Origin of the sequence: Pseudomonas sp. 14P_5.3_Bac1 (genome assembly GCF_025466135.1) — a bacterium.
Classification (GTDB): Bacteria; Pseudomonadota; Gammaproteobacteria; order Pseudomonadales; family Pseudomonadaceae; genus Aquipseudomonas.
On record NZ_JANLOF010000034.1, the window covers coordinates 1 to 25,489 of the forward strand.

26 protein-coding genes are annotated in these 25,489 nt (G+C 60.2%); 9 read left to right on the forward strand and 17 right to left on the reverse strand.

Annotation, left to right across the window (positions count from 1 at the left end; all coding sequences use genetic code 11):
- The first annotated feature begins 216 nt into the window (after positions 1–216).
- Genes NTD89_RS07965 through pdeM form a run of 7 tightly spaced genes read left to right on the forward strand, consistent with a single transcriptional unit; the run spans position 217 to position 7,585 of the window.
- Positions 217–996, forward strand: a complete 780-nt coding sequence (locus NTD89_RS07965; RefSeq protein ID WP_106577139.1) for a transporter substrate-binding domain-containing protein — start codon at positions 217–219, stop codon at positions 994–996.
- 59 nt (positions 997–1,055) lie between these two features.
- The gene (locus NTD89_RS07970; protein WP_106577140.1) at positions 1,056–1,784 is read left to right on the forward strand and encodes an ABC transporter permease; all 729 of its coding nucleotides are present in this window, start codon (positions 1,056–1,058) and stop codon (positions 1,782–1,784) included.
- A complete protein-coding gene (locus NTD89_RS07975) occupies positions 1,781–2,491 on the forward strand; it encodes an ABC transporter permease (protein ID WP_145161917.1) in 711 nt (236 codons plus the stop codon). Before NTD89_RS07970 ends, NTD89_RS07975 begins: the two co-directional genes overlap by 4 nt.
- A 9-nt stretch (positions 2,492–2,500) precedes the next feature.
- Complete coding sequence (locus tag NTD89_RS07980) at positions 2,501–3,619, forward strand: succinylglutamate desuccinylase/aspartoacylase family protein (protein ID WP_262207018.1); 1,119 nt, start codon at positions 2,501–2,503, stop codon at positions 3,617–3,619.
- Between the two features lie 13 nt (positions 3,620–3,632).
- A complete protein-coding gene (locus tag NTD89_RS07985) occupies positions 3,633–4,397 on the forward strand; it encodes an ABC transporter ATP-binding protein (RefSeq protein ID WP_106577143.1) in 765 nt (254 codons plus the stop codon).
- Between the two features lie 57 nt (positions 4,398–4,454).
- Positions 4,455–6,935 (forward strand): ligase-associated DNA damage response DEXH box helicase, encoded by a 2,481-nt coding sequence (locus tag NTD89_RS07990; protein WP_262207019.1) that lies wholly within the window; start codon positions 4,455–4,457, stop codon positions 6,933–6,935.
- The gene (gene pdeM / locus NTD89_RS07995) at positions 6,935–7,585 is read left to right on the forward strand and encodes a ligase-associated DNA damage response endonuclease PdeM (RefSeq protein ID WP_262207020.1); all 651 of its coding nucleotides are present in this window, start codon (positions 6,935–6,937) and stop codon (positions 7,583–7,585) included. The genes NTD89_RS07990 and pdeM overlap by 1 nt, the downstream gene beginning before the upstream one ends.
- A gap of 30 nt (positions 7,586–7,615) precedes the next feature.
- On the opposite strand, the gene NTD89_RS08000 is transcribed toward pdeM, so the two are convergent.
- Both NTD89_RS08000 and dcd read right to left on the reverse strand, forming a co-directional pair.
- Positions 7,616–7,816, reverse strand: a complete 201-nt coding sequence (locus tag NTD89_RS08000; RefSeq protein ID WP_106577146.1) for a hypothetical protein — start codon at positions 7,814–7,816, stop codon at positions 7,616–7,618.
- 107 nt (positions 7,817–7,923) lie between these two features.
- The gene (dcd, locus tag NTD89_RS08005; protein ID WP_106577147.1) at positions 7,924–8,490 is read right to left on the reverse strand and encodes a dCTP deaminase; all 567 of its coding nucleotides are present in this window, start codon (positions 8,488–8,490) and stop codon (positions 7,924–7,926) included.
- 389 nt (positions 8,491–8,879) lie between these two features.
- On the opposite strand from dcd, the gene NTD89_RS08010 reads away from it, so the two are divergent.
- Positions 8,880–9,089: a cold-shock protein gene (locus tag NTD89_RS08010; protein WP_002554837.1), complete on the forward strand. Its 210-nt coding sequence runs from the start codon at positions 8,880–8,882 to the stop codon at positions 9,087–9,089.
- A 206-nt stretch (positions 9,090–9,295) separates the two neighbouring features.
- Here the strand turns inward: NTD89_RS08010 and rpoS are convergent, their stop codons facing one another.
- The 8 genes from rpoS to NTD89_RS08050 all read right to left on the reverse strand — a co-directional run bounded on the left by rpoS (position 9,296) and on the right by NTD89_RS08050 (position 16,503).
- Positions 9,296–10,306: an RNA polymerase sigma factor RpoS gene (gene rpoS, locus NTD89_RS08015; protein ID WP_016974430.1), complete on the reverse strand. Its 1,011-nt coding sequence runs from the start codon at positions 10,304–10,306 to the stop codon at positions 9,296–9,298.
- Positions 10,307–10,412: 106 nt separating this feature from the next.
- Positions 10,413–11,249: a peptidoglycan DD-metalloendopeptidase family protein gene (locus NTD89_RS08020; protein ID WP_262207023.1), complete on the reverse strand. Its 837-nt coding sequence runs from the start codon at positions 11,247–11,249 to the stop codon at positions 10,413–10,415.
- A 209-nt stretch (positions 11,250–11,458) separates the two neighbouring features.
- Complete coding sequence (locus tag NTD89_RS08025) at positions 11,459–12,094, reverse strand: protein-L-isoaspartate(D-aspartate) O-methyltransferase (RefSeq protein WP_169850588.1); 636 nt, start codon at positions 12,092–12,094, stop codon at positions 11,459–11,461.
- 41 nt (positions 12,095–12,135) lie between these two features.
- On the reverse strand, positions 12,136–12,885 hold the full coding sequence (gene surE / locus NTD89_RS08030) for a 5'/3'-nucleotidase SurE (RefSeq protein ID WP_145161904.1): 750 nt from the start codon (positions 12,883–12,885) through the stop codon (positions 12,136–12,138).
- Positions 12,873–13,931: a tRNA pseudouridine(13) synthase TruD gene (gene truD, locus NTD89_RS08035; protein WP_262207025.1), complete on the reverse strand. Its 1,059-nt coding sequence runs from the start codon at positions 13,929–13,931 to the stop codon at positions 12,873–12,875. Before truD ends, surE begins: the two co-directional genes overlap by 13 nt.
- Positions 13,928–14,401 (reverse strand): 2-C-methyl-D-erythritol 2,4-cyclodiphosphate synthase, encoded by a 474-nt coding sequence (gene ispF, locus NTD89_RS08040; RefSeq protein WP_012722614.1) that lies wholly within the window; start codon positions 14,399–14,401, stop codon positions 13,928–13,930. The genes truD and ispF overlap by 4 nt, the downstream gene beginning before the upstream one ends.
- 54 nt (positions 14,402–14,455) lie before the next feature.
- Positions 14,456–15,301: an S-formylglutathione hydrolase gene (gene fghA, locus NTD89_RS08045; RefSeq protein ID WP_410017205.1), complete on the reverse strand. Its 846-nt coding sequence runs from the start codon at positions 15,299–15,301 to the stop codon at positions 14,456–14,458.
- Between the two features lie 89 nt (positions 15,302–15,390).
- Positions 15,391–16,503, reverse strand: a complete 1,113-nt coding sequence (locus NTD89_RS08050; RefSeq protein WP_025855143.1) for an S-(hydroxymethyl)glutathione dehydrogenase/class III alcohol dehydrogenase — start codon at positions 16,501–16,503, stop codon at positions 15,391–15,393.
- 109 nt (positions 16,504–16,612) lie between these two features.
- On the opposite strand from NTD89_RS08050, the gene NTD89_RS08055 reads away from it, so the two are divergent.
- The gene (locus tag NTD89_RS08055; RefSeq protein ID WP_262207028.1) at positions 16,613–17,509 is read left to right on the forward strand and encodes a LysR substrate-binding domain-containing protein; all 897 of its coding nucleotides are present in this window, start codon (positions 16,613–16,615) and stop codon (positions 17,507–17,509) included.
- Positions 17,510–17,620: 111 nt separating this feature from the next.
- On the opposite strand, the gene ispD is transcribed toward NTD89_RS08055, so the two are convergent.
- From ispD to NTD89_RS08090, 7 genes are all read right to left on the reverse strand, one after another.
- Positions 17,621–18,328 (reverse strand): 2-C-methyl-D-erythritol 4-phosphate cytidylyltransferase, encoded by a 708-nt coding sequence (ispD, locus tag NTD89_RS08060; protein ID WP_242194279.1) that lies wholly within the window; start codon positions 18,326–18,328, stop codon positions 17,621–17,623.
- Positions 18,325–18,603, reverse strand: coding sequence for a cell division protein FtsB (gene ftsB, locus NTD89_RS08065; RefSeq protein ID WP_017137157.1), 279 nt, complete (start codon positions 18,601–18,603; stop codon positions 18,325–18,327). The genes ispD and ftsB overlap by 4 nt, the downstream gene beginning before the upstream one ends.
- A gap of 171 nt (positions 18,604–18,774) precedes the next feature.
- On the reverse strand, positions 18,775–20,064 hold the full coding sequence (gene eno / locus NTD89_RS08070) for a phosphopyruvate hydratase (protein WP_106577156.1): 1,290 nt from the start codon (positions 20,062–20,064) through the stop codon (positions 18,775–18,777).
- Between the two features lie 157 nt (positions 20,065–20,221).
- Positions 20,222–21,067: a 3-deoxy-8-phosphooctulonate synthase gene (kdsA, locus tag NTD89_RS08075; protein WP_010212442.1), complete on the reverse strand. Its 846-nt coding sequence runs from the start codon at positions 21,065–21,067 to the stop codon at positions 20,222–20,224.
- A gap of 5 nt (positions 21,068–21,072) precedes the next feature.
- Positions 21,073–22,704, reverse strand: coding sequence for a CTP synthase (locus NTD89_RS08080; RefSeq protein ID WP_106577157.1), 1,632 nt, complete (start codon positions 22,702–22,704; stop codon positions 21,073–21,075).
- A 273-nt stretch (positions 22,705–22,977) separates the two neighbouring features.
- Positions 22,978–24,297 (reverse strand): tRNA lysidine(34) synthetase TilS, encoded by a 1,320-nt coding sequence (gene tilS, locus NTD89_RS08085; RefSeq protein WP_262207030.1) that lies wholly within the window; start codon positions 24,295–24,297, stop codon positions 22,978–22,980.
- Between the two features lie 207 nt (positions 24,298–24,504).
- Positions 24,505–25,452 (reverse strand): acetyl-CoA carboxylase carboxyltransferase subunit alpha, encoded by a 948-nt coding sequence (locus NTD89_RS08090; RefSeq protein ID WP_106577159.1) that lies wholly within the window; start codon positions 25,450–25,452, stop codon positions 24,505–24,507.
- Between the last annotated feature and the right edge of the window lie 37 nt (positions 25,453–25,489).

The window sequence follows — 25,489 nt, forward strand, 5'->3', positions numbered from 1 at the left end:
CCCACGTCTGATTCGCGTCAAGATCCAAAATGGTGCACTGAAAAATCAATGCCCATTTTCGGGCATCTCCTACACTCTCATCTCCCTTATCCCACCTTTTAAAACAGTCATTCGGAACTATGGTGCAGAAATTGCTACTCGTGATCCGTCTGACACCGTTCAGTAACAGTCCTAAACGCGCCACAAGCGCTTATCTTGGTTTCCAGGGATTACATAATGAAAAAAGCATTGCTGACCCTTTCTGCACTGGCTCTGTGCATGGCTGCTGGTGTTGCCACAGCCAAGGAATACAAGGAATTGCGTTTTGGTGTCGATCCTTCCTACGCGCCGTTCGAATCCAAGGCCGCTGACGGCAGCCTGGTAGGCTTCGATATCGACCTGGGCAATGCGATCTGCGCCGAGCTGAAGGTCAAGTGCAAGTGGGTTGAAAGTGACTTCGACGGCATGATTCCAGGCCTGAACGCCAACAAGTTCGACGGCGTGATTTCCTCGATGACCGTGACCGAAGCCCGTGAAAAGGCGATCGACTTCTCCAACGAGCTGTTCTCCGGCCCGACGTCCCTGGTGTTCAAAAAAGGCGCGAACTTCTCCACGCCTGAGTCCCTCAAGGGCAAAACCGTGGGCTACGAGCAAGGCACCATCCAGGAAGCCTACGCCAAGGCGGTGCTGGACAAAGCCGGTGTGACCACCAAGGCCTATGCCAACCAGGACCAGGTGTATGCCGACCTGACGTCCGGTCGTCTCGACGCTTCGGTGCAAGACATGCTGCAAGCCGAACTGGGCTTTTTGAAGTCGCCGGCAGGCGCTGACTACGAAGTCAGCAAGGCCATCGACGACCCATTGCTGCCATCCAAAACGGCGGTCGGTATCAAAAAAGGTAACAAAGACCTCAAGGCCTTGCTCGATAAAGGTATCAAAGCGTTACACGATGATGGCACCTACGCCACCATCCAGAAGAAACACTTCGGCGATCTGAACCTGTACAGCGGTAAATAACACCCTGGCGCCCACCTGTTTGAGGTGGGCGCTTTTTTATCGCCATAGGTCCTGAATTCATGTTTGAAGATCTTTTGCAAACCCTGGGGCTGAGCGCCTTCAGTTTGAAGGGGTTCGGCCCGCTGTTGCTGCAAGGTACGTGGATGACCGTGAAACTGTCGGTCGCCTCCCTGGCCGTCAGCGTCCTGCTCGGCTTGCTCGGCGCCAGCGCGAAACTGTCCAGCGTCAGCCTGATCCGCGTCCCCGCCCAGCTCTACACCACCTTGATTCGCGGCGTGCCCGACCTGGTGCTGATGTTGCTGATTTTCTACAGCCTGCAAATCTGGCTGACCGGTTTTACCGACTTCATGGAATGGGACTACATCGAGATCGACCCATTCAGCGCTGGGGTTATCACCCTGGGCTTCATCTACGGTGCCTACTTCACCGAGACCTTTCGCGGTGCGATCCTCGCCGTGCCGCGGGGCCAACTGGAAGCGGCGACCGCCTACGGGCTCACGCGCGGACAGCGGTTTCGCTTCGTGACCTTCCCGCAGATGATGCGCTTTGCCCTGCCGGGCATCGGCAACAACTGGATGGTGATGCTCAAGGCCACGGCGTTGGTGTCGATCATCGGCCTGGCGGACCTGGTCAAGGCCGCTCAAGACGCCGGCAAGAGCACCTACCAACTGTTTTACTTCCTGGTCATCGCCGCGTTGATCTACCTGCTGATCACCAGCGCGTCCAATGTCGTCCTGCGCTGGCTTGAGCGCCGTTACTCCGCTGGGTCCCGGGAGGCCGTGCGATGATCGAACTTCTGCAGCAATACTGGCGCCCCTTCCTTTATAGCGACGGCCAGCACATCACCGGGCTGGCAATGACCCTGTGGCTGCTCAGCGCAGCGCTGGTGATTGGCTTTGTGGTGTCGATCCCGCTGTCCATCGCCCGCGTGTCGCGCAAACGCTACATCCGCTGGCCGGTGCAGTTTTACACCTACCTGTTTCGCGGCACGCCGCTCTATATCCAGCTGCTGATCTGCTACACCGGGATCTACAGCATTGCGGCCGTAAGGGCGCAACCGGTGCTGGACGCGTTCTTTCGGGATGCGATGAACTGCACCATCCTCGCCTTCGCCCTGAACACCTGCGCCTACACCACCGAGATTTTCGCCGGGGCGATCCGCAGCATGGCGCATGGCGAAGTCGAGGCAGCCAAGGCTTACGGCCTGAGCGGCTGGAAGCTCTATGCCTATGTGATCATGCCGTCGGCGCTGCGCCGCTCGTTGCCGTACTACAGCAATGAAGTGATCCTGATGCTGCACTCGACCACCGTGGCATTCACCGCGACGGTGCCGGACATTCTCAAGGTGGCCCGGGACGCCAACTCGGCCACGTACATGACCTTTCAATCATTCGGCATCGCTGCGCTGATCTACCTGACCGTGACCTTTGCGCTGGTCGGGCTGTTTCGTCTGGCGGAGCGCCGTTGGCTGGCCTTTCTCGGGCCGAGCCATTAAGGAGTCGTCATGCGTCATCAGGTACATGATCTGATCGCGCCGGTGCCAGGCACGGCGCGGCAGATTCACAGTTTCCACTTCGGCCCGGAACAGGCTGAAGGCAAGGTCTACATCCAGTCATCGCTGCATGCCGACGAACTGCCGGGCATGCTGGTGGCCTGGCACCTCAAGGCCCGCCTCGCCGAGTTGGCGGCGGCCGGCAGGCTGCGCAGCGAAATCGTGTTGGTGCCAATTGCCAACCCGGTGGGACTGGAGCAAGTGTTGATGGATATTCCGCTGGGCCGCTACGAGCTGGAAAGCGGACAGAATTTCAACCGCCGGTTTGTCGACCTCAGTGAAGAGGTGGGTAACCAGGTCGAGTATTTGCTGGGGGATGACGCGCAGCACAACGCCCGTTTGATCCGTGCCGCGCTGTCCAATGCCCTCGCCCGGCAAGCGGCCGACACCCAGTTGCAATCCCAACGCCTGGTGCTGCAACGCCTGGCCTGCGATGCCGACATGGTGCTTGACCTGCATTGCGACTTCGAAGCCGTGGCGCACTTGTACACCACGCCCGAAGCCTGGCCGCAGGTGGAGCCGCTGGCACGCTACATCGGCTCGGAAGCCAACTTGCTTGCCACCGATTCCGGCGGGCAGTCCTTCGATGAATGTTTCACCCTGGTGTGGTGGCAGTTGCAGCAACGCTTTGGCGAGCGCTTCCCGATTCCCATGGGCAGCTTTTCGGTGACCGTCGAGCTGCGCGGCCAGGGCGACGTCAACCACGGCCTGGCCCGCCTCGACTGCCAGGCGATCATCGACTACCTGATCCACTTCGGCGCGATTGAAGGCACCGCGGCGCCACTGCCCCCATTGCCCTACCCGGCCACCCCACTGGCGGGCGTCGAGCCTGTGACCACGCCCGTTGGCGGTTTGCTGGTCTTCAGCGCCCTGCCCGGTGAATACCTGGAAGCCGGGCAATTGATCGCCGAAATCATCGACCCCCTTACTGACCGCGTAACGCCCGTGCACTGTAAAAGCGCCGGCCTGCTTTACGCCCGTTCGCTGCGGCGCATGGCCACGGCCGGCATGGTGATCAGCCATGTCGCAGGCCATGAAGCCTACCGCAGCGGCTACCTACTTTCGCCTTGAGGATGCACGCCCCATGTACAAATTGACCGTTGAAGGCCTGCATAAAAGCTATGGCGACAATGAAGTGCTCAAAGGTGTCTCGCTCAAGGCCAAGACCGGTGATGTGATCAGTTTGATCGGCGCCAGCGGTTCGGGCAAAAGCACCTTTTTGCGCTGCATCAACTTTCTGGAAACCCCCAACGACGGCGCGATGACCCTCGACGGCCAGCAAATCCGCATGGTCAGCGACCGCCACGGCATGCGTGTGGCCGACGACGCCGAGCTGCAACGCCTGCGCACACGGCTGGCGATGGTGTTCCAGCATTTCAACCTGTGGAGCCACATGAGCGTGCTGGAAAACATCACCATGGCGCCGCGCCGGGTGCTGGGTTGCAGCAAAAAGGACGCCGAAGACCGCGCCCGTCGCTACCTCGACAAAGTCGGCTTGCCGGCGCGCGTGGCCGATCAATACCCGGCGTTTTTGTCTGGTGGCCAACAGCAACGGGTGGCCATCGCCCGCGCCCTGGCCATGGAGCCGGAGGTGATGCTGTTCGACGAGCCGACCTCGGCCCTCGACCCGGAGCTGGTCGGTGAAGTATTGAAGGTGATTCAGGGGCTGGCCGAGGAAGGCCGCACCATGATCATGGTCACCCACGAAATGAGCTTTGCGCGCAAGGTGTCGAGCCAGGTGCTGTTCCTGCACAAGGGCTTGGTGGAAGAGCAAGGCGCGCCTGCGGATGTGCTGGGCAATCCGAAGAGCGAGCGCCTGCAGCAGTTTTTGAGCGGCAATTTGAAGTAAACCTTTGCGGCGCCTGGAGGGTCTCTGAATGAGAGCCTCCAGAGCGTCAGCCCATCCATGGCAAAACCCCTCGACTTCGCAAAACACTGGTTTGCCGCCAAGGGCTGGAAACCGTTCGCCTTTCAGAAAGCGGTATGGGCGGCGGTCAAGCAGGGTCAGTCAGGCTTGCTGCATGCCAGCACCGGCGCGGGTAAAACCTATGCACTGTGGTTTGCCGCCCTCAATCGTTTCGCCATCACTCGCCCGCCCGCCACCGGCAAACGCAAACCGCCGGCTGAGCCGCTGACGGTGCTGTGGATTACACCCATGCGCGCGCTGGCCGCCGACACTGCACGCGCCCTTGAAGCGCCGCTGGCGGCCCTGCAGATTCCCTGGAGCGTCGGCCTGCGCACCGGCGATACCAGCAGCAGCGAACGCGCACGTCAAACCCGCCGCCAGCCCACCGCGCTGGTCACCACGCCGGAAAGTCTTACGTTGATGCTGGCGCGTGCCGACAGTGAATCGAGCCTGGCGCACTTGCGCATGGTCATCGTGGATGAATGGCATGAACTGATCGGCAACAAGCGTGGCGTGCAGCTGCAACTGGCGCTGGCGCGCTTGCGGCGTTGGCATCCGGAACTGATGGTGTGGGGAATTTCGGCGACGCTGGGTAATCAGGCTCACGCACTGGAGGTTTTGGTCCCACAAGGTGGCGGGATCAACGTGCAGGGGCAAACGGCCAAAACGCTGCAGGTCGATACCTTGTTACCGCCTACCACCGAGCGTTTTCCCTGGGCCGGGCATATTGGTTTGAAGATGTTGCCGCAAGTCGTCGCCGAAGTTGACTCCAGCAGCAGTTGCCTGGTGTTCACCAATACGCGGGCGCAGTCGGAGATCTGGTACCAGGCGTTGCTCGAGGCGCGCCCGGATTGGGCGGGCGTGATCGCGCTGCACCACGGCTCACTCTCGCGCGAAACGCGCGACTGGGTGGAACGAGCCTTGAAAGACGGCCAGCTCAAAGCGGTGGTGTGCACCTCCAGCCTGGATTTGGGCGTGGATTTTCTGCCGGTGGAGCGCGTGCTGCAAATCGGCTCGGCCAAAGGCGTGGCGCGCTTGATGCAGCGCGCCGGACGCTCCGGCCACGCGCCAGGGCGGCCGTCCCGGGTGACGCTGGTGCCGACCCACAGCCTGGAGCTGGTGGAAGCAGCCGCCGCCCAGGACGCAATCGCCCAGCGGCGCATCGAAGCGCGTGAATCGCCTTACAAGCCGCTGGACGTGCTCGTACAGCATTTGGTGAGCATGGCGCTGGGCGGAGGCTTTACGCCGGACGCGCTGCTGGCGGAAGTGCGCGGGGCCTGGGCTTACCGTGACCTCACGCAAGCCGACTGGGCCTGGGCGTTGGGTTTTGTGCGCCATGGCGGATTGTCGCTGACGGCTTACCCGGATTACCGCCGCGTGGAGCCCGATGAGCACGGCGTGTGGCGCGTGCCGGATGCACGCCTGGCGCGGCGCCATCGCATGAGCGTAGGCACCATCGTCAGTGATGCGAGTATCCAGCTGAAATTCTGGAGCAAGGGCGGCGGTGGCAAGAACCTGGGCAGTGTCGAGGAAGGCTTTATCGCACGGCTCAAACCCGGTGATGGTTTCCTGTTTGCCGGGCGTTTGCTGGAGCTGGTGCGCGTGGAAAACATGACTGCTTACGTGCGTCGCAGCACCGCGAAAAGAGCCGCCGTGCCGCGTTGGAATGGCGGGCGCATGCCGCTTTCCAACGAGCTGGCGCAGGCGGTGGTCGAGCGTTTTGATGCGGCGGCGCATGGGCATTTTGACGGCCCGGAAATGCAGGCGGTACAACCCTTGCTGCAAACCCAGTTGCGCTGGTCGGGCCTGCCGACGCGCACGCATTTGCTGGCCGAAGCCCTGAAGTCGCGGGAAGGATGGCACGTGTTTCTTTACCCCTTCGCCGGACGCCAAGTGCATCTGGGCCTGGCCAGCCTGCTGGCGTGGCGGGTCAGCCAACAGCAGCCGGTGACCTTTTCGATTGCGGTGAATGATTACGGGCTGGAGCTGTTGAGTGCCACGCCGGTGGATTGGCCATTGCTGCTGAACGAAGCGTTGTTGAGTCCGCAAAATTTGCTGACCGACGTTATAGCCAGCCTGAATGCCGGGGAACTGGCCCTTAGGCGCTTTCGCGAGATCGCGCGCATCGCCGGGCTGGTGTTCGCGGGTTACCCCGGGGCGCCAAAAAGCACGCGGCAGGTTCAGGCCTCCAGCGGATTGTTTTTTGAAGTGTTCAAGCAATATGACCCGCAGAACCTGCTGCTGACCCAGGCCGGGGAAGAAGTCCTGCGTGATGAGTTGGATATTCGTCGGCTGGAACAGACATTGCGCCATCTGGCCGCGCTGAAACTGGACCTGCACCTGATCGAACGGCCTACACCGCTGGCCTTCCCACTGCTGGTTGAGCGGATGCGCGAGAGCATGAGTTCGGAGAAACTCTCGGAGCGCATTGCACGGATGGTCAAGGACCTGGAAAAAGTCGCAGATAACGGGAAACGCTGATGCACTGTTCGGTAATGCTTGAGGGGGAAGAGCTGTGGCTGCTGCCGGAAAAGGCCGTGTACTGGCCCTCACGTCGGTGCCTGCTGATTGCCGACGTGCATTTTGGCAAAGCCTCCGCTTACCGCAGCCTTGGGCAACCTGTGCCCCAGGGCACCACGACTGAAAACCTGCAACGCCTGGACCGGCTGTTATCGGCCTTGCAGTGCGAGCAGGTGATCTTTCTCGGTGACTTCCTGCACGGCCCCGGCTCTCACGCCAGCGGCACGCTGAGCGCCTTGAGAGCCTGGCGTGAGCGCAATCGCGACCTGAGCCTGACGCTGATTCGCGGCAATCACGATAAACGCGCAGGTGACCCACCGGCCGACTTGGGCATCGAGGTGGTGCCAGAGCCTTTGCTGATGGGGCCGTTCGCCCTGCAACACGAACCGGACGCGCATGCCAGCCACCATGTACTGGCGGGGCATGTGCACCCGGTCTATCGATTGCGCGGCCGGGGCCGGCAGAGCTTGCGCCTGCCGTGCTTTCAGCTCGGGTCGCAGATCAGCCTGCTGCCGGCGTTTGGCGCCTTTACCGGGGGTTATTCAGTGGAACAGCGCGACGATCGGCAGATCTTTGTGATCGGCGATGAGGACGTATGGCCGGTGTGCTGAAGAACCGGCCATGTCTCCTGCCCTGAACGATCAGGCGACAGGCGCGGGTGGCGGCTCATCGGGGAGCGTCGGTTCACCAGGCTCGGTGGGCGGTTGCGGCCAATCTTGATCAGGTTGACCAGGGATGCCGCCTGCATACGCAGGGTCGGCCATCAGGGACCAGGCCAGAACACCAATCTGGTTGGGTTCAAGCCGGGCGAGTTCGGCGCTGATTCGCGGGTCGATCTTCATAAAGTACTCCTCAAGCGTGGCTCGGCGCGTTTTGCACGCACCGAGGCAGTACACCCAATAGAGTCACTTCCCGCAGACTAATTCCCTTAACGTGTAAGACCTTTCGATCAAGCGCGTGGGAGTGTGACGCCACGCTGGCCCTGATACTTGCCTGCACGGTCCTTGTAGGAGACTTCACAAGCCTCGTCGGACTGCAGGAACAGCATCTGTGCCACGCCTTCATTGGCGTAGATCTTGGCCGGCAACGTGGTGGTGTTGGAGAACTCCAGGGTCACGTGACCTTCCCACTCGGGCTCAAGCGGCGTGACGTTGACGATAATGCCGCAACGCGCGTAGGTGCTCTTACCCAGGCAGATGGTCAGCACGTCACGCGGGATGCGGAAAAACTCCACGGTGCGCGCCAGGGCGAAGGAGTTTGGCGGGATGATGCACACGTCGCTCTTGACGTCGACGAAGCTCTTCTCGTCGAAGTTCTTCGGGTCGACGATCGCCGAGTTGATATTGGTGAACACCTTGAATTCATCGGCGCAACGCACGTCGTAGCCATAGCTGGAAACACCGTACGAAATCACCGGAGCGTCGCCGGCGCCACGGATCTGGCGTTCAACGAACGGTTCGATCATGCCGTGCTCTTGCGCCATGCGGCGAATCCACTTGTCCGATTTGATGCTCATGGCGGGTGTCCTGAATAGCGAGGTGGAAAAATTCTGTTGGGCATCTTACCGGGGCCGGCTGCGGGGTTCAAAGGGCGCGGGGCTTTTCTTGATGAATGCACCGGCTGCTGCAAGCCGCAGCCAACAGGGCCGGGGCTTATAGTGCGGTCCCCTGTGACTGTAAATACCACCGCCAGTCACGAAAATAGAGAAACCTTCGGAAATACCATTGGCACGTTCCGGAAAAAGGGTTAAGGTGGCGCCACTGTGCTGCTTGTGTCACTGAGAATCTCTACACGATATGTTGAATTTCGATCCAACCATCTCCAAGAATTTTTCCTGCTCTTTGCACTCAGTCTCGGCCAGGGCTTTTCCTGAGTCGCAGTTAACTTTGTCCAAGGAGATACACCATGTCTAATCGCCAAACTGGTACCGTTAAGTGGTTCAACGATGAAAAAGGCTTCGGCTTCATCACTCCACAATCCGGTGACGACCTGTTCGTTCACTTCAAAGCTATCCAATCCGACGGCTTCAAAAGCCTGAAAGAAGGCCAACAGGTTTCTTTCATCGCTACCCGCGGTCAGAAAGGCATGCAAGCTGAAGAAGTTCAAGTTATCTAACTTGTACTGACTTAGTCGAAAAAACCCCGCCCTCAAAAGCGGGGTTTTTTTATGCCCGGGATTTGACCCTCACGCAGACGTAATGCCGGGCACAAAAAAATGTGGGAGCGGGCTTGCTCGCGAATGCGCTGGATAAGTCGGCACATCTGTCGACTGCCACTCCGCATTCGCGAGCAAGCCCGCTCCCACACTTGGTCCCGCGTCGCTTATTGGAACAATGACTCACTCGACAAGCCATTCTTCTCCAGGATCTCACGCAAGCGCTTGAGGCCCTCTACCTGGATCTGCCGCACCCGCTCACGGGTCAGACCGATCTCCAGGCCTACGTCCTCCAGGGTACTGCTCTCATGGCCGCGCAGGCCGAAGCGGCGAATCACCACCTCGCGCTGCTTGTCCGTGAGCTCAGACAGCCACTGGTCAATGCTTTGGGAAAGATCATCGTCCTGCAACAGTTCGCAAGGATCTGTCGGACGATCATCCGTCAGGGTGTCCAGCAGGGTTTTATCCGAATCCGGACCCAGCGAGACATCGACTGAAGACACGCGCTCGTTCAGGCCGAGCATGCGCTTAACCTCGCCTACCGGCTTTTCCAGCAGGTTGGCGATCTCTTCAGGCGAAGGTTCATGATCGAGTTTTTGTGTCAGCTCACGCGCCGCCCGCAGGTAGACGTTGAGCTCCTTGACCACATGGATCGGCAACCGGATCGTGCGGGTCTGATTCATGATCGCCCGTTCGATGGTCTGACGAATCCACCAAGTGGCATAGGTCGAAAAGCGGAAGCCCCGCTCAGGGTCGAACTTCTCCACCGCCCGGATCAAGCCCAGGTTACCCTCCTCGATCAGGTCCAACAGCGACAGCCCACGATTGACGTAGCGTCGGGCGATTTTCACCACCAGGCGCAAGTTACTTTCAATCATGCGTTTGCGCCCAGCCGGATCGCCTTTTTGCGACAAGCGCGCAAAATGGACTTCTTCTTCGGGAGTGAGCAGAGGGGAAAAGCCGATTTCATTGAGGTACAGCTGCGTTGCGTCGAGCGCCCGCGTGTAGTCAATGTACTTGTGTTGCTTTAACGCGGTGGAGTTCTTGGATTTGGTGCGAACTGAAGGTGTAGCAGACCCTTCATCATTCGACATCGATTCCTTTTCGGTGAGTATCTCCATTTCAAGGAGAACCTCATCGTCGATGTCAAACTCCGGCGCTTCTTTACTGAGAGCCATTGTTATAGTCCTTTGGTGAGTTCGACCTCAAGCTCAAGCGACGCCTCTATCCTTGGCAACGCTGGAGCCTGTTCCTTCTACGTGAGGGAACAGGCTGTGCAACACATCAACGACGGGGAAGGAATTGCAGCGGATCTACAGGTTTCCCTTGGCGGCGAATCTCAAAGTGCAGTTTCACCCGGTCTGTACCAGTTGACCCCATTTCGGCAATTGTCTGTCCGACTTTGACTTGCTGCCCCTCCCGAACCAACAGCCTGCGGTTGTGACCGTAAGCACTGACGTAGGTATCGCTGTGTTTGATGATGACCAGTTCGCCGTAGCCCCGCAAACCACTCCCGGCGTACACCACTGTCCCATCAGACGCAGCTAAAACAGGCTGTCCCAAATCCCCGGCGATATCAATGCCTTTATTCAAACTACCGTTTGAAGAGAATTTTCCAATTAACACCCCGTTTGAAGGCCATCCCCAACCGGTCGGGGCAGGCCCTGCAGGCGGCAACGGCGCAGGCGCCGGTTTGCTCGCAACGCTAGGCGCGGCGGTGCCTGCAGACCGGGTAATGATCGTGGTTTTGCTCGAAGACGACGGCGAAGATCCGGAATTTGTCACAACTGTCGTAGGCGTTGAACCGGTGCGCCCATCGAAACGAATGGTCTGACCTGGATGTATCGTATAGGGCACAGGAATATTGTTACGAGCTGCGAGCGCCTTGTAATCCCAGCCGTAACGGAAGGCGATCGAGAACATCGTGTCCCCCTTTCGCACTACATACTGCCCGGTGGTGACCGTCGGTTTTTGCGGCGCTGCTTTATTGCGGTCAACCACCCGCGCACCGCTCGATGGCGTGCTCGAACAGGCCGCCAATAAGGAACTCAAGACAAGGCCAAGCACCAGTCGCTGAAAGCTTGTTTTACTCATACGCTGCGCAGGACCTGTGAGACTCACCCGCCGCTCCCTTTGTGGTGGCTGAACATGAACGCCTGTATCAGGCTTGAAATATGACGCAAGTATAACTGGGCATTGGATTTTTACCGGCACACGACTGAAACGAAAAATTCATCATGTTTAAACCCGGTTTCCCATCATGTTGACTCTATAAGCCCCGCTGTAAGACACATCCCCACCCACAGAATTCACTGTTTGCGAATAAATGATCAGGCCAGCGGGCCATTGAGCAACGGTACAAAGCGCACGGCGCCCAGTACGTGCCGGGAAAAGCCCTCGTCTTCCCGAATAATGAGCATCAATTGTTGCACTTCGCCGGAGCCCACCGGGATAACCAACCGCCCGCCAGGTGCCAGTTGATCCAGCAACGCCTGCGGTACATCGGTAGCAACGGCGGTAACGATGATGCCGTTATACGGCGCCAGCGCCGGCCAGCCTTCCCAGCCATCGCCCCAGCGAAACACCACATTACGCAGGTTGAGCTCCACCAGGCGCTCCTTGGCGCGGTCCTGCAGGACCTTGATGCGCTCCACCGAGAACACCCGCTCCACCAGTTGCGACAGCACGGCAGTCTGGTAGCCCGAACCGGTGCCGATCTCCAGCACCTTGTCCAACGGCCCCGCCGCCAGCAACAGCTCACTCATGCGCGCGACCATATAAGGCTGCGAAATGGTCTGGTTGTGGCCGATGGGCAATGCGGTGTCTTCATAGGCCCGATGCGCCAGGGCTTCGTCGACAAACAGGTGGCGTGGTGTACGCCGGATGACTTCCAGCACCTGGGCGTTCGACAGCCCTTCTTCGTACAGGCGCTGGATCAACCGCTCGCGGGTACGCTGCGAGGTCATCCCGATGCCACGGCGCAGCAGGTCGTCTTGTTCACGCGCCATCAACGCAGCCCCTCGAGCCAGCCATCGAGACTACTGAAGGCATCACTGAAAGTGCGATCAAGCTGCAACGGGGTAATCGATACATAACCTTGCATCACCGCATGAAAGTCTGTGCCCGGGCCACCGTCCTCGGCGTCGCCGGCTGCCGCAATCCAATAACCTTCCTTGCCGCGCGGATCGACCACTTTCAGGGGCGCGGCCGCACGGGCGCGATGGCCCAGGCGCGTCAGTTGGATGCCGCGAATATGGTCGAGGGGCAAGTTAGGGATGTTGACGTTGAGCACTGTGCGCGGCGGCAGGTCCAGGGACCCGTGGGCCTCCACCAGTTTGCGGGCGAAATACGCCGCCGTCGCCAGGTTGTCCAGCTGCCGCGAGGCAAAGGAAAAGGCGAACGAGGTGCGGCCCAGGAAACGCCCTTCAAGCGCCGCCGCCACCGTACCGGAATACAGCACGTCATCGCCCAGGTTGGCGCCGAGGTTGATGCCCGACACCACCAGGTCCGGCTCCTGCGCCAACAAGCTGTTGATCGCCAGGTGCACGCAATCGGTGGGCGTACCGTTCACGCTGATAAAGCCATTGGCCAGAACCTGCGGGTGCAACGGACGGTCGAGCGTCAGCGAACTGCTGGCGCCGCTCTTGTCCTGGTCCGGGGCAACCACCACACACTCGGCGTAATCTTCCAGCGCAGCATAAAGCGCGGCAAGGCCGGGTGCGGTGGCACCGTCATCGTTTGATATCAGAATACGCATGGGCTGTCCGTCTGCCCCACCGGCACCAGATCAACAAGCTCGCGCACCAAGACAGTGGCGAAGCATCCGGCCGGCAGGACGAATTCCAGTTGCAGAATGTCCAGCGAGGGATAATGCCACGTCAACCCGCCAATGGGCAGTCGCAGAATGCGACGTTCCTGGCTCATACCGGCATTCACCAGCCAATCGCGCAGGTCGGCTTCACCGTCGGCGATTGCCTGTTCCAGCGCGAAGGTTGCCCCCGACGCCGGCGAATCGCCTTCGCCCCACTGCGGCCCTGTCGGGTGCAGGTCCAGAATCGCCAGGCGCGGGTCGCTGCATTCAGCCTCCCCCGCCGGGAAAAAACTGCGGCTGTCAGTAAACGCCAGCAAGTCCCCGACCTGGGCGCGCTGCCAGGAGCCGTCTGCAACACGTGCCGCCAGGACTTTATTGAAGAGAAAACTACGCGCGGTAGACAGCAGCCGCGAGCGCACATTGCGCTGCTCCGGCAGGGCCTTGCGGGCCGCCCATTCACGCGCGTCCGCCACGTTGCCGCCGTTGTGGCCGAAGCGCTGGGCGCCGAAGTAGTTGGGGATGCCGTGCTGGGCAATCTGCTGCAAACGCGCGTCGATGGCGGCGGTGTCGCCAGCCAATTGGGTCAGGCGCAGGGTAAAGCCGTTGGCCGAATGCGCGCCACGCTGCAGCTTGCGTTTGTGACGGGCCATCTTGAGGATTTTGAGGGTGTCGTTCTGCGCACCGCTCATGTCCGGATCGGCCTTGCCCGGCAGTTGCACGCTGAACCACTGGCGCGTCAACGCCTGGCGATCCTTGAGCCCGGCATAGCTGACGGTGCGCAGCGGCACACCGGCGGCCTTGGCGATGCGCCGCGCGGCTTCTTCGGTATTCAAGCCGCGCTTTTCAACCCACAGCCACAAGTGCTCGCCGTCGCCGGTCAGCGGAATATCCAGCACTTCGTCTACCTGGAAATCTTCAGCCGTCGCTTTTAATACCGCGCTGCCCAAAGCCTCGCCGTAGGCCCGCGGGCCCAACAGTTGCAAGTCATTCATGCGCGCAGCAACAAGGCAACGGAGTGCACCGCGATGCCCTCTTCCCGTCCGGTAAACCCGAGTTTTTCGGTGGTGGTGGCTTTCACGTTGACTTGATCCAGTTCAATTTGCAGATCCGCGGCAATCAGTGCGCGCATCGATTCGATATGCGGGGCCATTTTCGGTGCCTGGGCCACGATGGTGTTGTCGACATTCCCGACCTTCCAGCCCTTGGCGTGGATCAGGCCGACCACATGGCGCAGCAGGACGCGGCTGTCCGCCCCCTTGAAGGTAGGGTCGGTGTCTGGAAAGTGCTTGCCGATATCGCCCAACGCCGCTGCGCCGAGCAAGGCATCGCTCAAGGCGTGCAATACAACGTCGCCGTCGGAATGAGCGAGCAACCCATGGTGGTGTGCAATGCGCACGCCGCCCAAGGTGATGAAATCGCCTTCAGCGAAACGGTGCACATCGTAGCCGTGGCCAATACGCATAAAAAAACGCCCCGATTTAATTCAGGGCGTGATTCTACCTACTTTTGCCTCACATTAACCGAGCAAAGCACGCCCATGATGTCGCAAATGATCTTCGATGAAGCTGGCGATAAAGAAGTAGCTGTGGTCATAGCCGGGTTGCAGGCGCAGTTCGAGCGGATGGTTGGCCGCCTTGGCCGCTTGCTGCAGGGCCTCGGGCTTGAGCTGCACGGCGAGGAAATCGTCGCGGTCGCCCTGATCCACCAGCAATGGCAACTTTTGCGAGGCCTCGCTGATCAGCGCGCAGGCGTCCCATTCACGCCATTTCGAGCGTTCTTCGCCCAAATAACGCGAGAAGGCCTTCTGGCCCCACGGGCAATCCATCGGGTTATTGATCGGCGAAAACGCCGACACCGATTGATAGCGCCCAGGGTTGCGCAAGGCACACACCAACGCACCGTGGCCGCCCATGGAGTGGCCGCTGATGCCGCGCTTGGCCGATGCAGGGAAATGCGCTTCAACCAACGCAGGCAATTCCTGCACCACGTAGTCATGCATCCGATAGTGCTTGGCCCAAGGTTCCTGCGTGGCATTCAGGTAGAAGCCGGCCCCCAGACCAAAATCCCAGGCATTGTCAGGGTCGCCCGGCACGCCGGGCCCACGCGGGCTGGTGTCCGGAGCAACGATGATCAACCCAAGCTCGGCGGCCACACGGTGGGCACCGGCCTTCTGCATGAAGTTTTCGTCGGTGCAGGTCAAGCCGGACAGCCAGTACACCACCGGCAGCTTGCCGCCCTGCTCAGCTTGCGGCGGCAGGTAGACAGCAAAGGTCATGTCGCAACCGAGCACGTTGGAGCTGTGTTTGTAGCGTTTATGCCAGCCGCCAAAACTCTTTTGGCAGGAGATATTTTCCAGGGTCATGGGAATGCTCCCAGCGGCAAGCGGCAAACTTCAGGCTGCAGGCGGGCGTTCACCCTTTTGCAGCCTTTAGCGTGCAACTTGCAGCTGCTTCAAAAGTGAATAACGGTACGAATGCTCTTGCCTTCATGCATCAGGTCAAACGCTTTGTTGATGTCTTCCAGGCCCATGGTGTGGGTGATAAACGTGTCGAGCGGGATCTCGCCGGTCTGGGCCATTTCCACGTAGCTTGGCAATTCGGTACGGCCACGCACGCCGCCGAACGCCGAACCGCGCCAGACGCGCCCAGTCACCAGCTGGAATGGGCGGGTGGCGATTTCCTGGCCTGCGCCGGCCACACCAATGATCACCGACTCGCCCCAACCCTTGTGGCAGCACTCGAGCGCCGCGCGCATCAGTTGCACATTGCCGATGCACTCGAAGGAAAAGTCCACGCCGCCGTCGGTCAAGTCGACGATCACGTCCTGGATGGGGCGGTCGTAGTCTTTCGGGTTGATGCAGTCGGTGGCGCCCAGTTGCTTGGCGATTTCGAACTTGGCCGGGTTGATGTCGATGGCGATGATGCGACCCGCCTTGGCCTTCACCGCGCCGATCACGGCCGACAGGCCGATACCGCCGAGGCCGAAGATCGCCACGGTATCGCCTGGCTTGACCTTGGCCGTGTTGATCACCGCACCGATGCCGGTGGTGACGCCGCAACCGAGCAGGCAGACCTTTTCCAACGGCGCTTCTTTAGGGATTTTTGCCACGGAGATTTCCGGCAGCACGGTGTACTCGGAGAAGGTCGAGGTACCCATGTAGTGGAAAATCGGCTGACCCTTGTAGGAGAAACGTGTGGTGCCATCCGGCATCAGGCCTTTGCCCTGAGTGGACCGAATGGCCTGGCACAGGTTGGTCTTGCCCGACAGGCAGAATTTGCACTTGCCGCATTCCGGCGTGTACAGCGGGATCACGTGGTCGCCGACGGCTACCGAAGTCACGCCCTCGCCGATTGCTTCAACCACCGCGCCACCTTCATGGCCGAGGATCGACGGAAAGATGCCTTCCGGGTCGGCGCCCGACAACGTGTACGCGTCGGTATGGCACACGCCGGACGCGACCACCCGCAGCAGCACCTCGCCGGCCTTGGGCATGGCGACATCGACTTCGACGATCTCAAGGGGCTTTTTCGCTTCGAAGGCTACAGCGGCGCGGGACTTGATCATCCGGGTTTCTCCAGGAAATTAAAAACTGAAGCGCTGAGTGTAAAACATGGCCCATTGATTAATAATCCGAGCGAAAGCAAAACTTTATTGCTGTACAGGGATAATCACCATGCTGGAGAACCGCTGGGAAGGCATCGACGAGTTTGTTGCGGTGGCCGAGTGCAGCCAATTCACCGCGGCGGCCGAGCGACTTGGCGTGTCTTCGTCGCACATCAGCCGGCAGGTGGCGCGCCTGGAAGAACGGCTGCAAACCCGGCTGCTCTATCGCAGCACGCGCAAGGTGACGCTGACCGAAGCCGGCCAGACCTTCCTGCAACACTGCCAACGCTTGCAGGACGGTCGCGAAGAAGCATTGCGCGCCGTCGGCGACCTCGCCAGTGAACCCAAGGGCATGTTGCGCATGACCTGCGCGGTGGCTTACGGCGAGCGCTTTATCGTGCCGCTGGTCACACGATTCATGGGCCTCTACCCGCAATTGCGCGTGGATATCGAGTTGAGCAATCGCCAGCTGGACCTGGTGCATGAAGGCCTCGACCTGGCGATCCGCCTGGGCCGCCTGCAAGACTCGCGCATGGTCGCCAGTCGCCTGGCCCCGCGGCGCATGTACCTGTGCGCGTCACCTTCCTACCTGGCGCGGTATGGTCGGCCACACAGTCTGTCGGAATTAACTCGGCATAACTGCCTGATCGGCAGCTCGGATATCTGGCAACTGGCCCAGGACGGGCGCGAATTTTCCCAGCGGGTGCAGGGAAACTGGCGCTGCAACAGTGGGCAGGCAGTTCTGGATGCGGCGTTGCAAGGGGTTGGGCTGTGCCAGTTGCCGGACTATTACGTGCTTGAGCACTTGCACACTGGCGCGCTGGTGTCGTTGCTGGAAGCGCATCAGCCGCCGAACACGGCGGTGTGGGCGCTGTATCCACAGCAGCGGCATTTATCGCCGAAGGTCAGAAAGCTGGTGGATTTCTTGAAGGAGGGGTTGGCCGAGCGGCCGGAGTACAGCGCATAATTTGGAGCGCCTGCCTGGGCCTCATCGCAGGCAAGCCCGGCTCCCACAGCTAATCGCGTTTCAACTGTGGAAGTTGGCGTGCCTGCGATGAAGTCGACGCGGTTTAACTGACTACCTGCGGTTCGCCCACCGCAACCGTAACCACTCCAGGTCTTCGGGCCGGGTCACCTTGATATTGTCCGAACGCCCTTCAATCAGGCGCGGCGCCTGGCCGGACCATTCCATTGCCGAGGCTTCGTCGGTGATGACGGCGTCCGCCACCAAGCTATCAGCCAACGCTCGATGCAAAGCGCCGAGGCGAAACATCTGCGGCGTATAAGCTTGCCAGATCAGGCTGCGGTCAACGGTTTCGACCACACGTGCGTGCTTGTCGACGCGCTTGAGCGTGTCACGAGCGGGCACGGCCAGCAGCCCGCCGACGGGATCATCCGACAGTTCTGATAACAGGTTATCGAGGTCATCACGGCTGAGGTTAGGCCGCGCGGCGTCATGCACCAGCACCCAATCATCATCGCTGGCACCCAGCGCATTGAGTTGCAACAGCGCATTGAGTACCGAGCCCGAGCGCTCGTCACCGCCGTCCGCACGCACGATGCGTGGGTCGTTGGCGCAAGGCAGGTTCGGCCAATAAGGGTCATCGACAGCCAAACTGACTACCAGCCCTTTGAGGCCTGGATGGTCGAGAAAACAGCCGAGGCTGTGTTCGAGAATTGTGCGCCCGCCCAATTGCAAGTATTGCTTGGGACGGTCCGCAGCCATACGGGCACCAACGCCCGCGGCAGGAATCACGGCCCAGAAGGCCGGTAACACACTACTCATTGGGCCAACTGGTAGAGGGTTTCGCCCTCTTTCACCATGCCCAGCTCATGACGCGCCCGTTCTTCAACGGTCTCTGTGCCTTTTTTCAACTCAAGCACTTCGGCATCGAGGACGCGGTTGCGCTCCAGCAGGCGTTCGTTCTCGGCGTGCTGGTCGGCAATTTGCTGGGTCAACTCTTTCACCTGCGCAAAGCTGCCATTACCCACCCATAGGCGGTACTGCAGGCCAGCCAGCAACAAGAGCAAGACGAGGAACAACCAATTGGGACTGCGCATCGAAATCCGGGTATCCAGTAAAAAAAGACAGCCATGCAAAACTTTTGAAGCAACTGATAGCACGAAGCCTGGATGAACCAGGCTTGTGCTTGTTAGCCATGAGATTAGCGTCGAAATTCACGCTGCCGTGATTTTTCCGACGTAATCCGCTGACCTTTTACCATTTAACAATCAGCCGCGAAACTCGCTGCGACCGTTGTACTTGGCTTTACCTGCCAATTGCTCTTCGATACGCAGCAATTGGTTGTACTTGGAAACGCGGTCCGAACGGCACAGGGAACCGGTCTTGATCTGCCCAGCCGAGGTGCCCACGGCCAGGTCGGCAATGGTCGAGTCTTCGGTTTCGCCGGAGCGGTGAGAGATCACGGCGGTGTAGCCCGCAGCCTTGGCCATCTGGATGGCTTCCAGGGTTTCGGTCAGGGTGCCGATCTGGTTGAACTTGATCAGGATCGAGTTGGCGATCTTTTTGTCGATGCCTTCTTTCAGGATCTTGGTGTTGGTCACGAACAGGTCGTCGCCGACCAGTTGAATTTTTTCGCCGATCTTGTCGGTGAGGACTTTCCAGCCAGCCCAGTCGGACTCGTCCAGGCCGTCTTCGATGGAGATGATCGGGTAGCGTTCGGTCAGGCCCTTGAGGTAGTCGGCAAAACCTTCGGAGGTGAACACGTGGCCTTCGCCGGACAGGTTGTATTTACCGTCTTCGTAGAACTCGCTGGCGGCGCAGTCCAGGGCCAGGGTCACGTCGGTGCCCAGCTTGTAGCCCGCATTGGCCACGGCTTCGGAGATCACTTTGAGTGCATCTTCGTTGGACGCCAGGTTCGGCGCGAAACCACCTTCGTCACCCACGGCAGTGCTCAGGCCACGGGCCTTCAGCACAGCTTTGAGGTGGTGGAAAATCTCGGTGCCCATGCGCAGGCCTTCGGAGAAGGTCTTGGCGCCAACCGGCTGCACCATGAATTCCTGGATATCGACGTTGTTATCAGCGTGCTCGCCACCGTTGATGATGTTCATCATCGGCACCGGCATCGAGTAAACACCCGGGGTGCCGTTCAGGTTGGCGATGTGTGCGTACAGCGGCAGGTCCTGGTCCTGTGCAGCAGCCTTGGCAGCGGCCAGGGACACGGCGAGGATCGCGTTGGCGCCCAGGCTGCCTTTGTTTTCGGTGCCGTCGAGCTTGATCATCGCATGGTCCAGGGCTTTCTGGTCCAGCGGGTCCTTGCCCAGCAACAGGTCACGGATCGGGCCGTTGATGTTGGCTACAGCCTTGAGTACACCCTTGCCCAGGTAACGGCTCTTGTCGCCATCACGCAGTTCCAGTGCTTCGCGGGAACCTGTGGAAGCACCGGACGGCGCGCAGGCGCTGCCGATGATGCCATTATCGAGGAGCACGTCGGCTTCGACGGTAGGGTTGCCACGGGAGTCGAGAACTTCACGACCTTTGATGTCGACGATTTTTGCCATTGTTGTAAACACTCCAAAGTTGACGAAAACGACGCAGCTGAAGTAAATCTTTTGACCGACCGCAAGGGTGGAACAACGGGGCAGGCTTGCAGGCGACAAGGCTCAGGCCCGCAGGCCTGAGCGTAAAGCGAGGGAAAGTCTACCGGAGAAATGGCGCTTACGCGGTCTCTACCGTCGGAAAACTCTTGACCAGTTCGTCCAACTGCTTGAGCTGGGCCAGGAATGGCTCCAGCTTGTCCAGGCGCAGGGCGCATGGGCCGTCGCATTTGGCGTTGTCCGGGTCCGGGTGGGCTTCCAGGAACAGGCCCGCCAGCGACTGGCTGATGCCCGCCTTGGCCAGGTCCAGCACCTGGGCACGGCGCCCACCGGCGGAATCGGCGCGACCACCGGGCATTTGCAGCGCGTGGGTTACGTCGAAGAACACCGGGTATTCGAACTGTTTCATGATGCCGAAACCGAGCATGTCCACCACGAGGTTGTTGTAGCCAAAGCTCGAACCACGCTCGCAGAGAATCAACTGGTCGTTACCCGCTTCCACGCACTTGTTCAGGATGTGTTTCATTTCCTGGGGCGCGAGGAACTGGGCCTTCTTGATATTGATCACAGCGCCGGTCTTGGCCATCGCGACGACCAGATCGGTTTGGCGCGACAGGAAGGCCGGCAACTGGATGATGTCGCACACCTCGGCGACCACGGCCGCTTGTTCCGGCTCGTGGACGTCGGTGATGATCGGCACGCCGAAGGCTTGCTTGATGTCCTGGAAGATCCGCATGCCTTCTTCAAGGCCCGGGCCGCGATAGGAAGTCACGGACGAACGGTTGGCCTTGTCGAAGCTGGCCTTGAACACGTAAGGGATACCGAGTTTCTCGGTGACCTTCACGTACTCTTCACAGACCTGCATCGCCATGTCGCGGCTTTCCAGCACGTTCATGCCGCCGAACAGCACCATGGGCTTGTCGTTGGCAATCTCGATGTCGCCTACGCGAATGATCTTCTGGGCCATCAGGGTTACGCCTTCTTCTGATGTTGCGTCAGTGCTGCTTTAACGAAACCGCTGAACAACGGGTGGCCGTCGCGCGGGGTCGAGGTGAACTCCGGGTGGAACTGGCAGGCCACGAACCACGGATGATCCGGTGCTTCAACCACTTCAACCAACTTGCCATCGCCGGAGCGACCGGAGATTTTCAGGCCGGCTTCTTTGATCTGCGGCAGCAGGTTGTTGTTCACTTCGTAGCGATGACGGTGACGCTCGACGATCACGTCCTTGCCATAGCAATCGTGAACCAGCGAGCCCGGCTCCAGCAGGCAGTCTTGCGCGCCAAGGCGCATGGTGCCGCCCAGGTCGGAGCTTTCGGTACGGGTTTCAACGGCGCCGGTGGCATCTTCCCACTCGGTGATCAGGCCTACGACCGGGTGGCCGCTGGTGTGATCGAACTCGGTGGAGTTGGCGTCTTTCCAGCCCAGCACGTTACGCGCGAACTCGATGACCGCCACTTGCATGCCCAGGCAGATGCCCAGGTACGGCACTTTGTTTTCACGTGCGTACTGCACGGCAGTGATCTTGCCTTCCACGCCACGCAGGCCGAAACCGCCGGGTACGAGGATCGCGTCAACACCTTCGAGCAGCGCGGTGCCCTGGTTCTCGATGTCTTCGGAATCGATGTAGCGCAGGTTGACCTTGGTACGGTTGCTGATACCGGCGTGGCTCATCGCTTCGATCAGCGACTTGTACGCGTCCAGCAGCTCCATGTACTTGCCGACCATGGCGATGGTGACTTCATGCTCAGGGTTGAGCTTGGCATCCACCACAGCTTCCCACTCGGACAGGTCCGCGCCGTTGCACTGCAGGCCGAAACGCTCGACCACAAAATCATCCAGGCCCTGGGAGTGCAGGATGCCCGGGATCTTGTAGATGGTGTCGGCGTCTTCCAGGGCAATCACCGCACGCTCTTCAACGTTGGTGAACTGCGCGATCTTGCGACGCGAGGAAATGTCGATCGGGTGATCGGAGCGGCATACCAGCACGTCCGGCTGCAGGCCGATGGAACGCAGTTCCTTGACCGAGTGCTGGGTAGGCTTGGTTTTGGTTTCGCCGGCGGTGGCGATGTACGGCACCAGCGTCAGGTGCATCAGCATCGCGCGCTTGGCGCCGACTTCGAAACGCAGCTGGCGGATAGCTTCGAGGAACGGCTGGGATTCGATGTCACCCACGGTGCCACCGATCTCGACCATCGCCACGTCGGCATCGCCTGCACCCTTGATGATGCGGCGCTTGATTTCGTCGGTGATGTGCGGGATCACCTGGATGGTTGCACCCAGGTAGTCACCACGGCGCTCTTTGCGCAGCACGTGCTCGTAGACACGGCCGGTGGTGAAGTTGTTGTTCTGGGTCATGGTCGTGCGGATGAACCGCTCGTAGTGGCCCAGGTCCAGGTCGGTCTCGGCGCCGTCGTGTGTGACGAACACTTCACCGTGCTGGAACGGGCTCATGGTGCCCGGGTCAACGTTGATGTACGGGTCCAGCTTGAGCATGGTGACCTTAAGTCCCCGCGCCTCCAGGATGGCCGCCAATGAAGCGGAGGCAATGCCTTTCCCCAATGAAGAAACAACACCGCCCGTGACGAATATGTAGCGCGTCATGAAAAACCCTAGAAGTCTGCGTTAAAGCGGTCCGAGCCGCCGGGGAAAGCGAAGGAAGGCCGAAGCCCCCGATCACCTGCATTAATCACAGTGCACCTTTCAAAAAAACCGCCGCGTTGTGACAGACCAGCAATGAAACACCGGTACGTTGATCGCTACACATTTTTTGGAATCGCCCAGCAAAGACTGCTTGGTAATCGGCAACTGCTGCGATTCAGTCGAATCCACAGAAGTTGTATCAAGAAGGGAGCGTAGTCTACCGGAAAGGCTCTATCAGCTCAAACCTTGATCGCAAGTCTGTGGCATCCAATCCAATTGTCCGTCACCCGGCTGCCTGGCCCACAGCCCTGCAAGGCTTGGCACTGCCAGCAATTGCTCACCCTGATAGACCAGCGGCAATCTGCCACGGACAAAGCCCGGCAGCCCACATTCATTAAGCAAGCGCTTCAAGTCGCGCCGGCCTCGAGCGGGCACTTCGATGATTTCGCCGCCCTGACGGTAACGCACCTCAAGAGGGCCTTGGGGAGCCTCGCCGATAAATTTCAGCTGGCCATTGCCGGGTAACGCAAGTGGGCTCTGTGGATGCGGCCAGCTCACCGCGGCGTCGGAAAACTCCAACCATGCTGCGGGCAGCCACCAGATGCGCTCGCCGCAACGATGCAACTGGCCGTCGGCAAGGCGCCACAGCGGTTGTGCGTCAGCTTTGGCGTCGCGCAGGGAATGCCAGCTGGCCCAGTGGTCACTGTCGGGTAAACGGGTCAGAGGCGCCAGCCAGTGGCGCAAGGCATTACGTTGGCGAGCGTCAGATAGTTCGCGCAGTGGAGTCAGAACCAACGAGGGCAACGGCAACCAGGGGAATGGCGAAGGCTGATCGGCGGCTTGCAAGTCCATCCTCGCCAACTCGTCGAGCAGGCCCTGGGCTTCACTCAGGTGATCGGCGGTGCGCGCCAGACTGGAAACGACTTGAGGCCATCGCTGCGTCAACACGGGAAGCACACGATGGCGCAAGTAATTGCGCGAGAAACGTGGGTCTGCGTTGGAAGGGTCTTCGATCCACGTCAACTGGTGCTCGTGGGCGTAGGCTTCCAATTCAGCACGCGAGGCCTCCAGCAACGGCCGCACCACGTGACCATTCGCGAGCTGGCGATGCACAGGCATTGCCGCCAGCCCGCGCACCCCTGCACCGCGCATCAGCCGAAACAACAGGGTTTCAGCCTGATCGTCGCGATGCTGCCCGGTGAGCAACACCTCCCCCGCGCCGATGGCTTGGGTAAACGCCTGATAACGCGCGTCACGCGCTGCGCGCTCAAGGCTGGCGCCCGGTTGCACTTGCACGCGCATCACTTGCAAGGGCACGCCCAAGCCGTCACACACCGCTTGGCAATGGCTGGGCCAGGCGTCGGCGGCAGCCTGCAGGCCGTGATGGACGTGGACAGCACTGAGCGGTGGAAGGCTTTCGGTGGTAGCAAGGGTGGCCAACAGGTGCAGCAGGACGGTGGAGTCCAGACCACCCGAGAATGCGATGTGCCAGGCCGGGGCATTGCGCCAGGGTGCCAGGGTTTGCAGGAGGTTGGCGGGTAGAGCCGGCTTCATAACACAGTACCGCCATCGATCTGGAACGCGATAACCCAGCATACACAAAGCAAATGTGGGAGCGGGCCTGTGTGGGCGCCGGGCTCGCCCGCGATGCAAGCAACTCGGGTTATCTGTTACACCGAGTTGATGCTATCGCAGGCAAGCCAGCGCCCACACAAGTCTGCTCCCACATTAGTACTGCATTGTCTCAAGATCAGTGTTTGATCAGAGACCGTAGCTCATCAGGCGCTCGTAACGACGGGCCAGCAGCGCCTCGTTATCGAACTTCTTGAGCATCGCCAATTGCGAACCCAGCTCAGCGCGCAGGGTGGCAGCAGCCGCAGCCGGGTCACGGTGGGCGCCGCCCAATGGCTCGGCGATCACTTTGTCCACGATGCCCAGGCCTTTGAGGCGATCAGCGGTGATGCCCATGGCTTCAGCCGCGTCCGGCGCCTTTTCGGCGGTTTTCCACAGAATCGAAGCGCAACCTTCCGGCGAAATCACCGCGTAGGTCGAATACTGCAGCATGTTCAGCTGGTCGCATACGCCAATGGCCAGTGCCCCGCCGGAACCACCTTCACCAATCACGGTGGCGATGATCGGGGTTTTCAGGCGCGCCATCACACGCAGGTTCCAGGCGATTGCTTCGCTCTGGTTGCGCTCTTCGGCGTCGATGCCCGGGTAAGCACCCGGCGTGTCGATGAAGGTCAGGATCGGCATCTTGAAGCGCTCGGCCATTTCCATCAGGCGGCAAGCCTTGCGGTAGCCTTCGGGGCGCGGCATGCCGAAGTTGCGGCGGACTTTTTCACGCACTTCACGGCCTTTCTGGTGACCGATCACCATGACCGGCTGGTCGTCCAGGCGAGCGATACCGCCCACGATGGCCGCGTCGTCGGAGAAGTGGCGGTCGCCGTGCAGCTCGTCGAACTCGGTGAAGATGTGCTGAATGTAATCCAGGGTGTACGGACGGCGCGGGTGGCGTGCCAGGCGCGCGATCTGCCAGCTGGTCAGCTTGCCGAAGATGTCCTCGGTGAGCGTGCTGCTCTTGTCTTGCAGGCGAGCGATCTCATCGCCGATATTCAGCGAATTGTCATTGCCGACCAGGCGCAATTCTTCAATCTTGGCTTGCAGGTCAGCGATCGGCTGTTCGAAATCAAGAAAATTCGGGTTCATAAGCGTCCGTCTTGGGTCGACGGCCAAGGAGTGCCTG

Coding starts and splice junctions, on each gene's coding strand:
- NTD89_RS07965 (WP_106577139.1), top strand. CDS start 217: ATGAAAAAAGCATTGCTGACCCTTTCTGCACTGGCTCTGTGCATGGCT.
- NTD89_RS07970 (WP_106577140.1), top strand. CDS start 1,056: ATGTTTGAAGATCTTTTGCAAACCCTGGGGCTGAGCGCCTTCAGTTTG.
- NTD89_RS07975 (WP_145161917.1), top strand. CDS start 1,781: ATGATCGAACTTCTGCAGCAATACTGGCGCCCCTTCCTTTATAGCGAC.
- NTD89_RS07980 (WP_262207018.1), top strand. CDS start 2,501: ATGCGTCATCAGGTACATGATCTGATCGCGCCGGTGCCAGGCACGGCG.
- NTD89_RS07985 (WP_106577143.1), top strand. CDS start 3,633: ATGTACAAATTGACCGTTGAAGGCCTGCATAAAAGCTATGGCGACAAT.
- NTD89_RS07990 (WP_262207019.1), top strand. CDS start 4,455: ATGGCAAAACCCCTCGACTTCGCAAAACACTGGTTTGCCGCCAAGGGC.
- pdeM (WP_262207020.1), top strand. CDS start 6,935: ATGCACTGTTCGGTAATGCTTGAGGGGGAAGAGCTGTGGCTGCTGCCG.
- NTD89_RS08000 (WP_106577146.1), bottom strand. CDS start 7,816: ATGAAGATCGACCCGCGAATCAGCGCCGAACTCGCCCGGCTTGAACCC.
- dcd (WP_106577147.1), bottom strand. CDS start 8,490: ATGAGCATCAAATCGGACAAGTGGATTCGCCGCATGGCGCAAGAGCAC.
- NTD89_RS08010 (WP_002554837.1), top strand. CDS start 8,880: ATGTCTAATCGCCAAACTGGTACCGTTAAGTGGTTCAACGATGAAAAA.
- rpoS (WP_016974430.1), bottom strand. CDS start 10,306: ATGGCTCTCAGTAAAGAAGCGCCGGAGTTTGACATCGACGATGAGGTT.
- NTD89_RS08025 (WP_169850588.1), bottom strand. CDS start 12,094: ATGACCTCGCAGCGTACCCGCGAGCGGTTGATCCAGCGCCTGTACGAA.
- surE (WP_145161904.1), bottom strand. CDS start 12,885: ATGCGTATTCTGATATCAAACGATGACGGTGCCACCGCACCCGGCCTT.
- truD (WP_262207025.1), bottom strand. CDS start 13,931: ATGAATGACTTGCAACTGTTGGGCCCGCGGGCCTACGGCGAGGCTTTG.
- ispF (WP_012722614.1), bottom strand. CDS start 14,401: ATGCGTATTGGCCACGGCTACGATGTGCACCGTTTCGCTGAAGGCGAT.
- fghA (WP_410017205.1), bottom strand. CDS start 15,301: ATGACCCTGGAAAATATCTCCTGCCAAAAGAGTTTTGGCGGCTGGCAT.
- NTD89_RS08050 (WP_025855143.1), bottom strand. CDS start 16,503: ATGATCAAGTCCCGCGCCGCTGTAGCCTTCGAAGCGAAAAAGCCCCTT.
- NTD89_RS08055 (WP_262207028.1), top strand. CDS start 16,613: ATGCTGGAGAACCGCTGGGAAGGCATCGACGAGTTTGTTGCGGTGGCC.
- ispD (WP_242194279.1), bottom strand. CDS start 18,328: ATGAGTAGTGTGTTACCGGCCTTCTGGGCCGTGATTCCTGCCGCGGGC.
- ftsB (WP_017137157.1), bottom strand. CDS start 18,603: ATGCGCAGTCCCAATTGGTTGTTCCTCGTCTTGCTCTTGTTGCTGGCT.
- eno (WP_106577156.1), bottom strand. CDS start 20,064: ATGGCAAAAATCGTCGACATCAAAGGTCGTGAAGTTCTCGACTCCCGT.
- kdsA (WP_010212442.1), bottom strand. CDS start 21,067: ATGGCCCAGAAGATCATTCGCGTAGGCGACATCGAGATTGCCAACGAC.
- NTD89_RS08080 (WP_106577157.1), bottom strand. CDS start 22,704: ATGACGCGCTACATATTCGTCACGGGCGGTGTTGTTTCTTCATTGGGG.
- tilS (WP_262207030.1), bottom strand. CDS start 24,297: ATGAAGCCGGCTCTACCCGCCAACCTCCTGCAAACCCTGGCACCCTGG.
- NTD89_RS08090 (WP_106577159.1), bottom strand. CDS start 25,452: ATGAACCCGAATTTTCTTGATTTCGAACAGCCGATCGCTGACCTGCAA.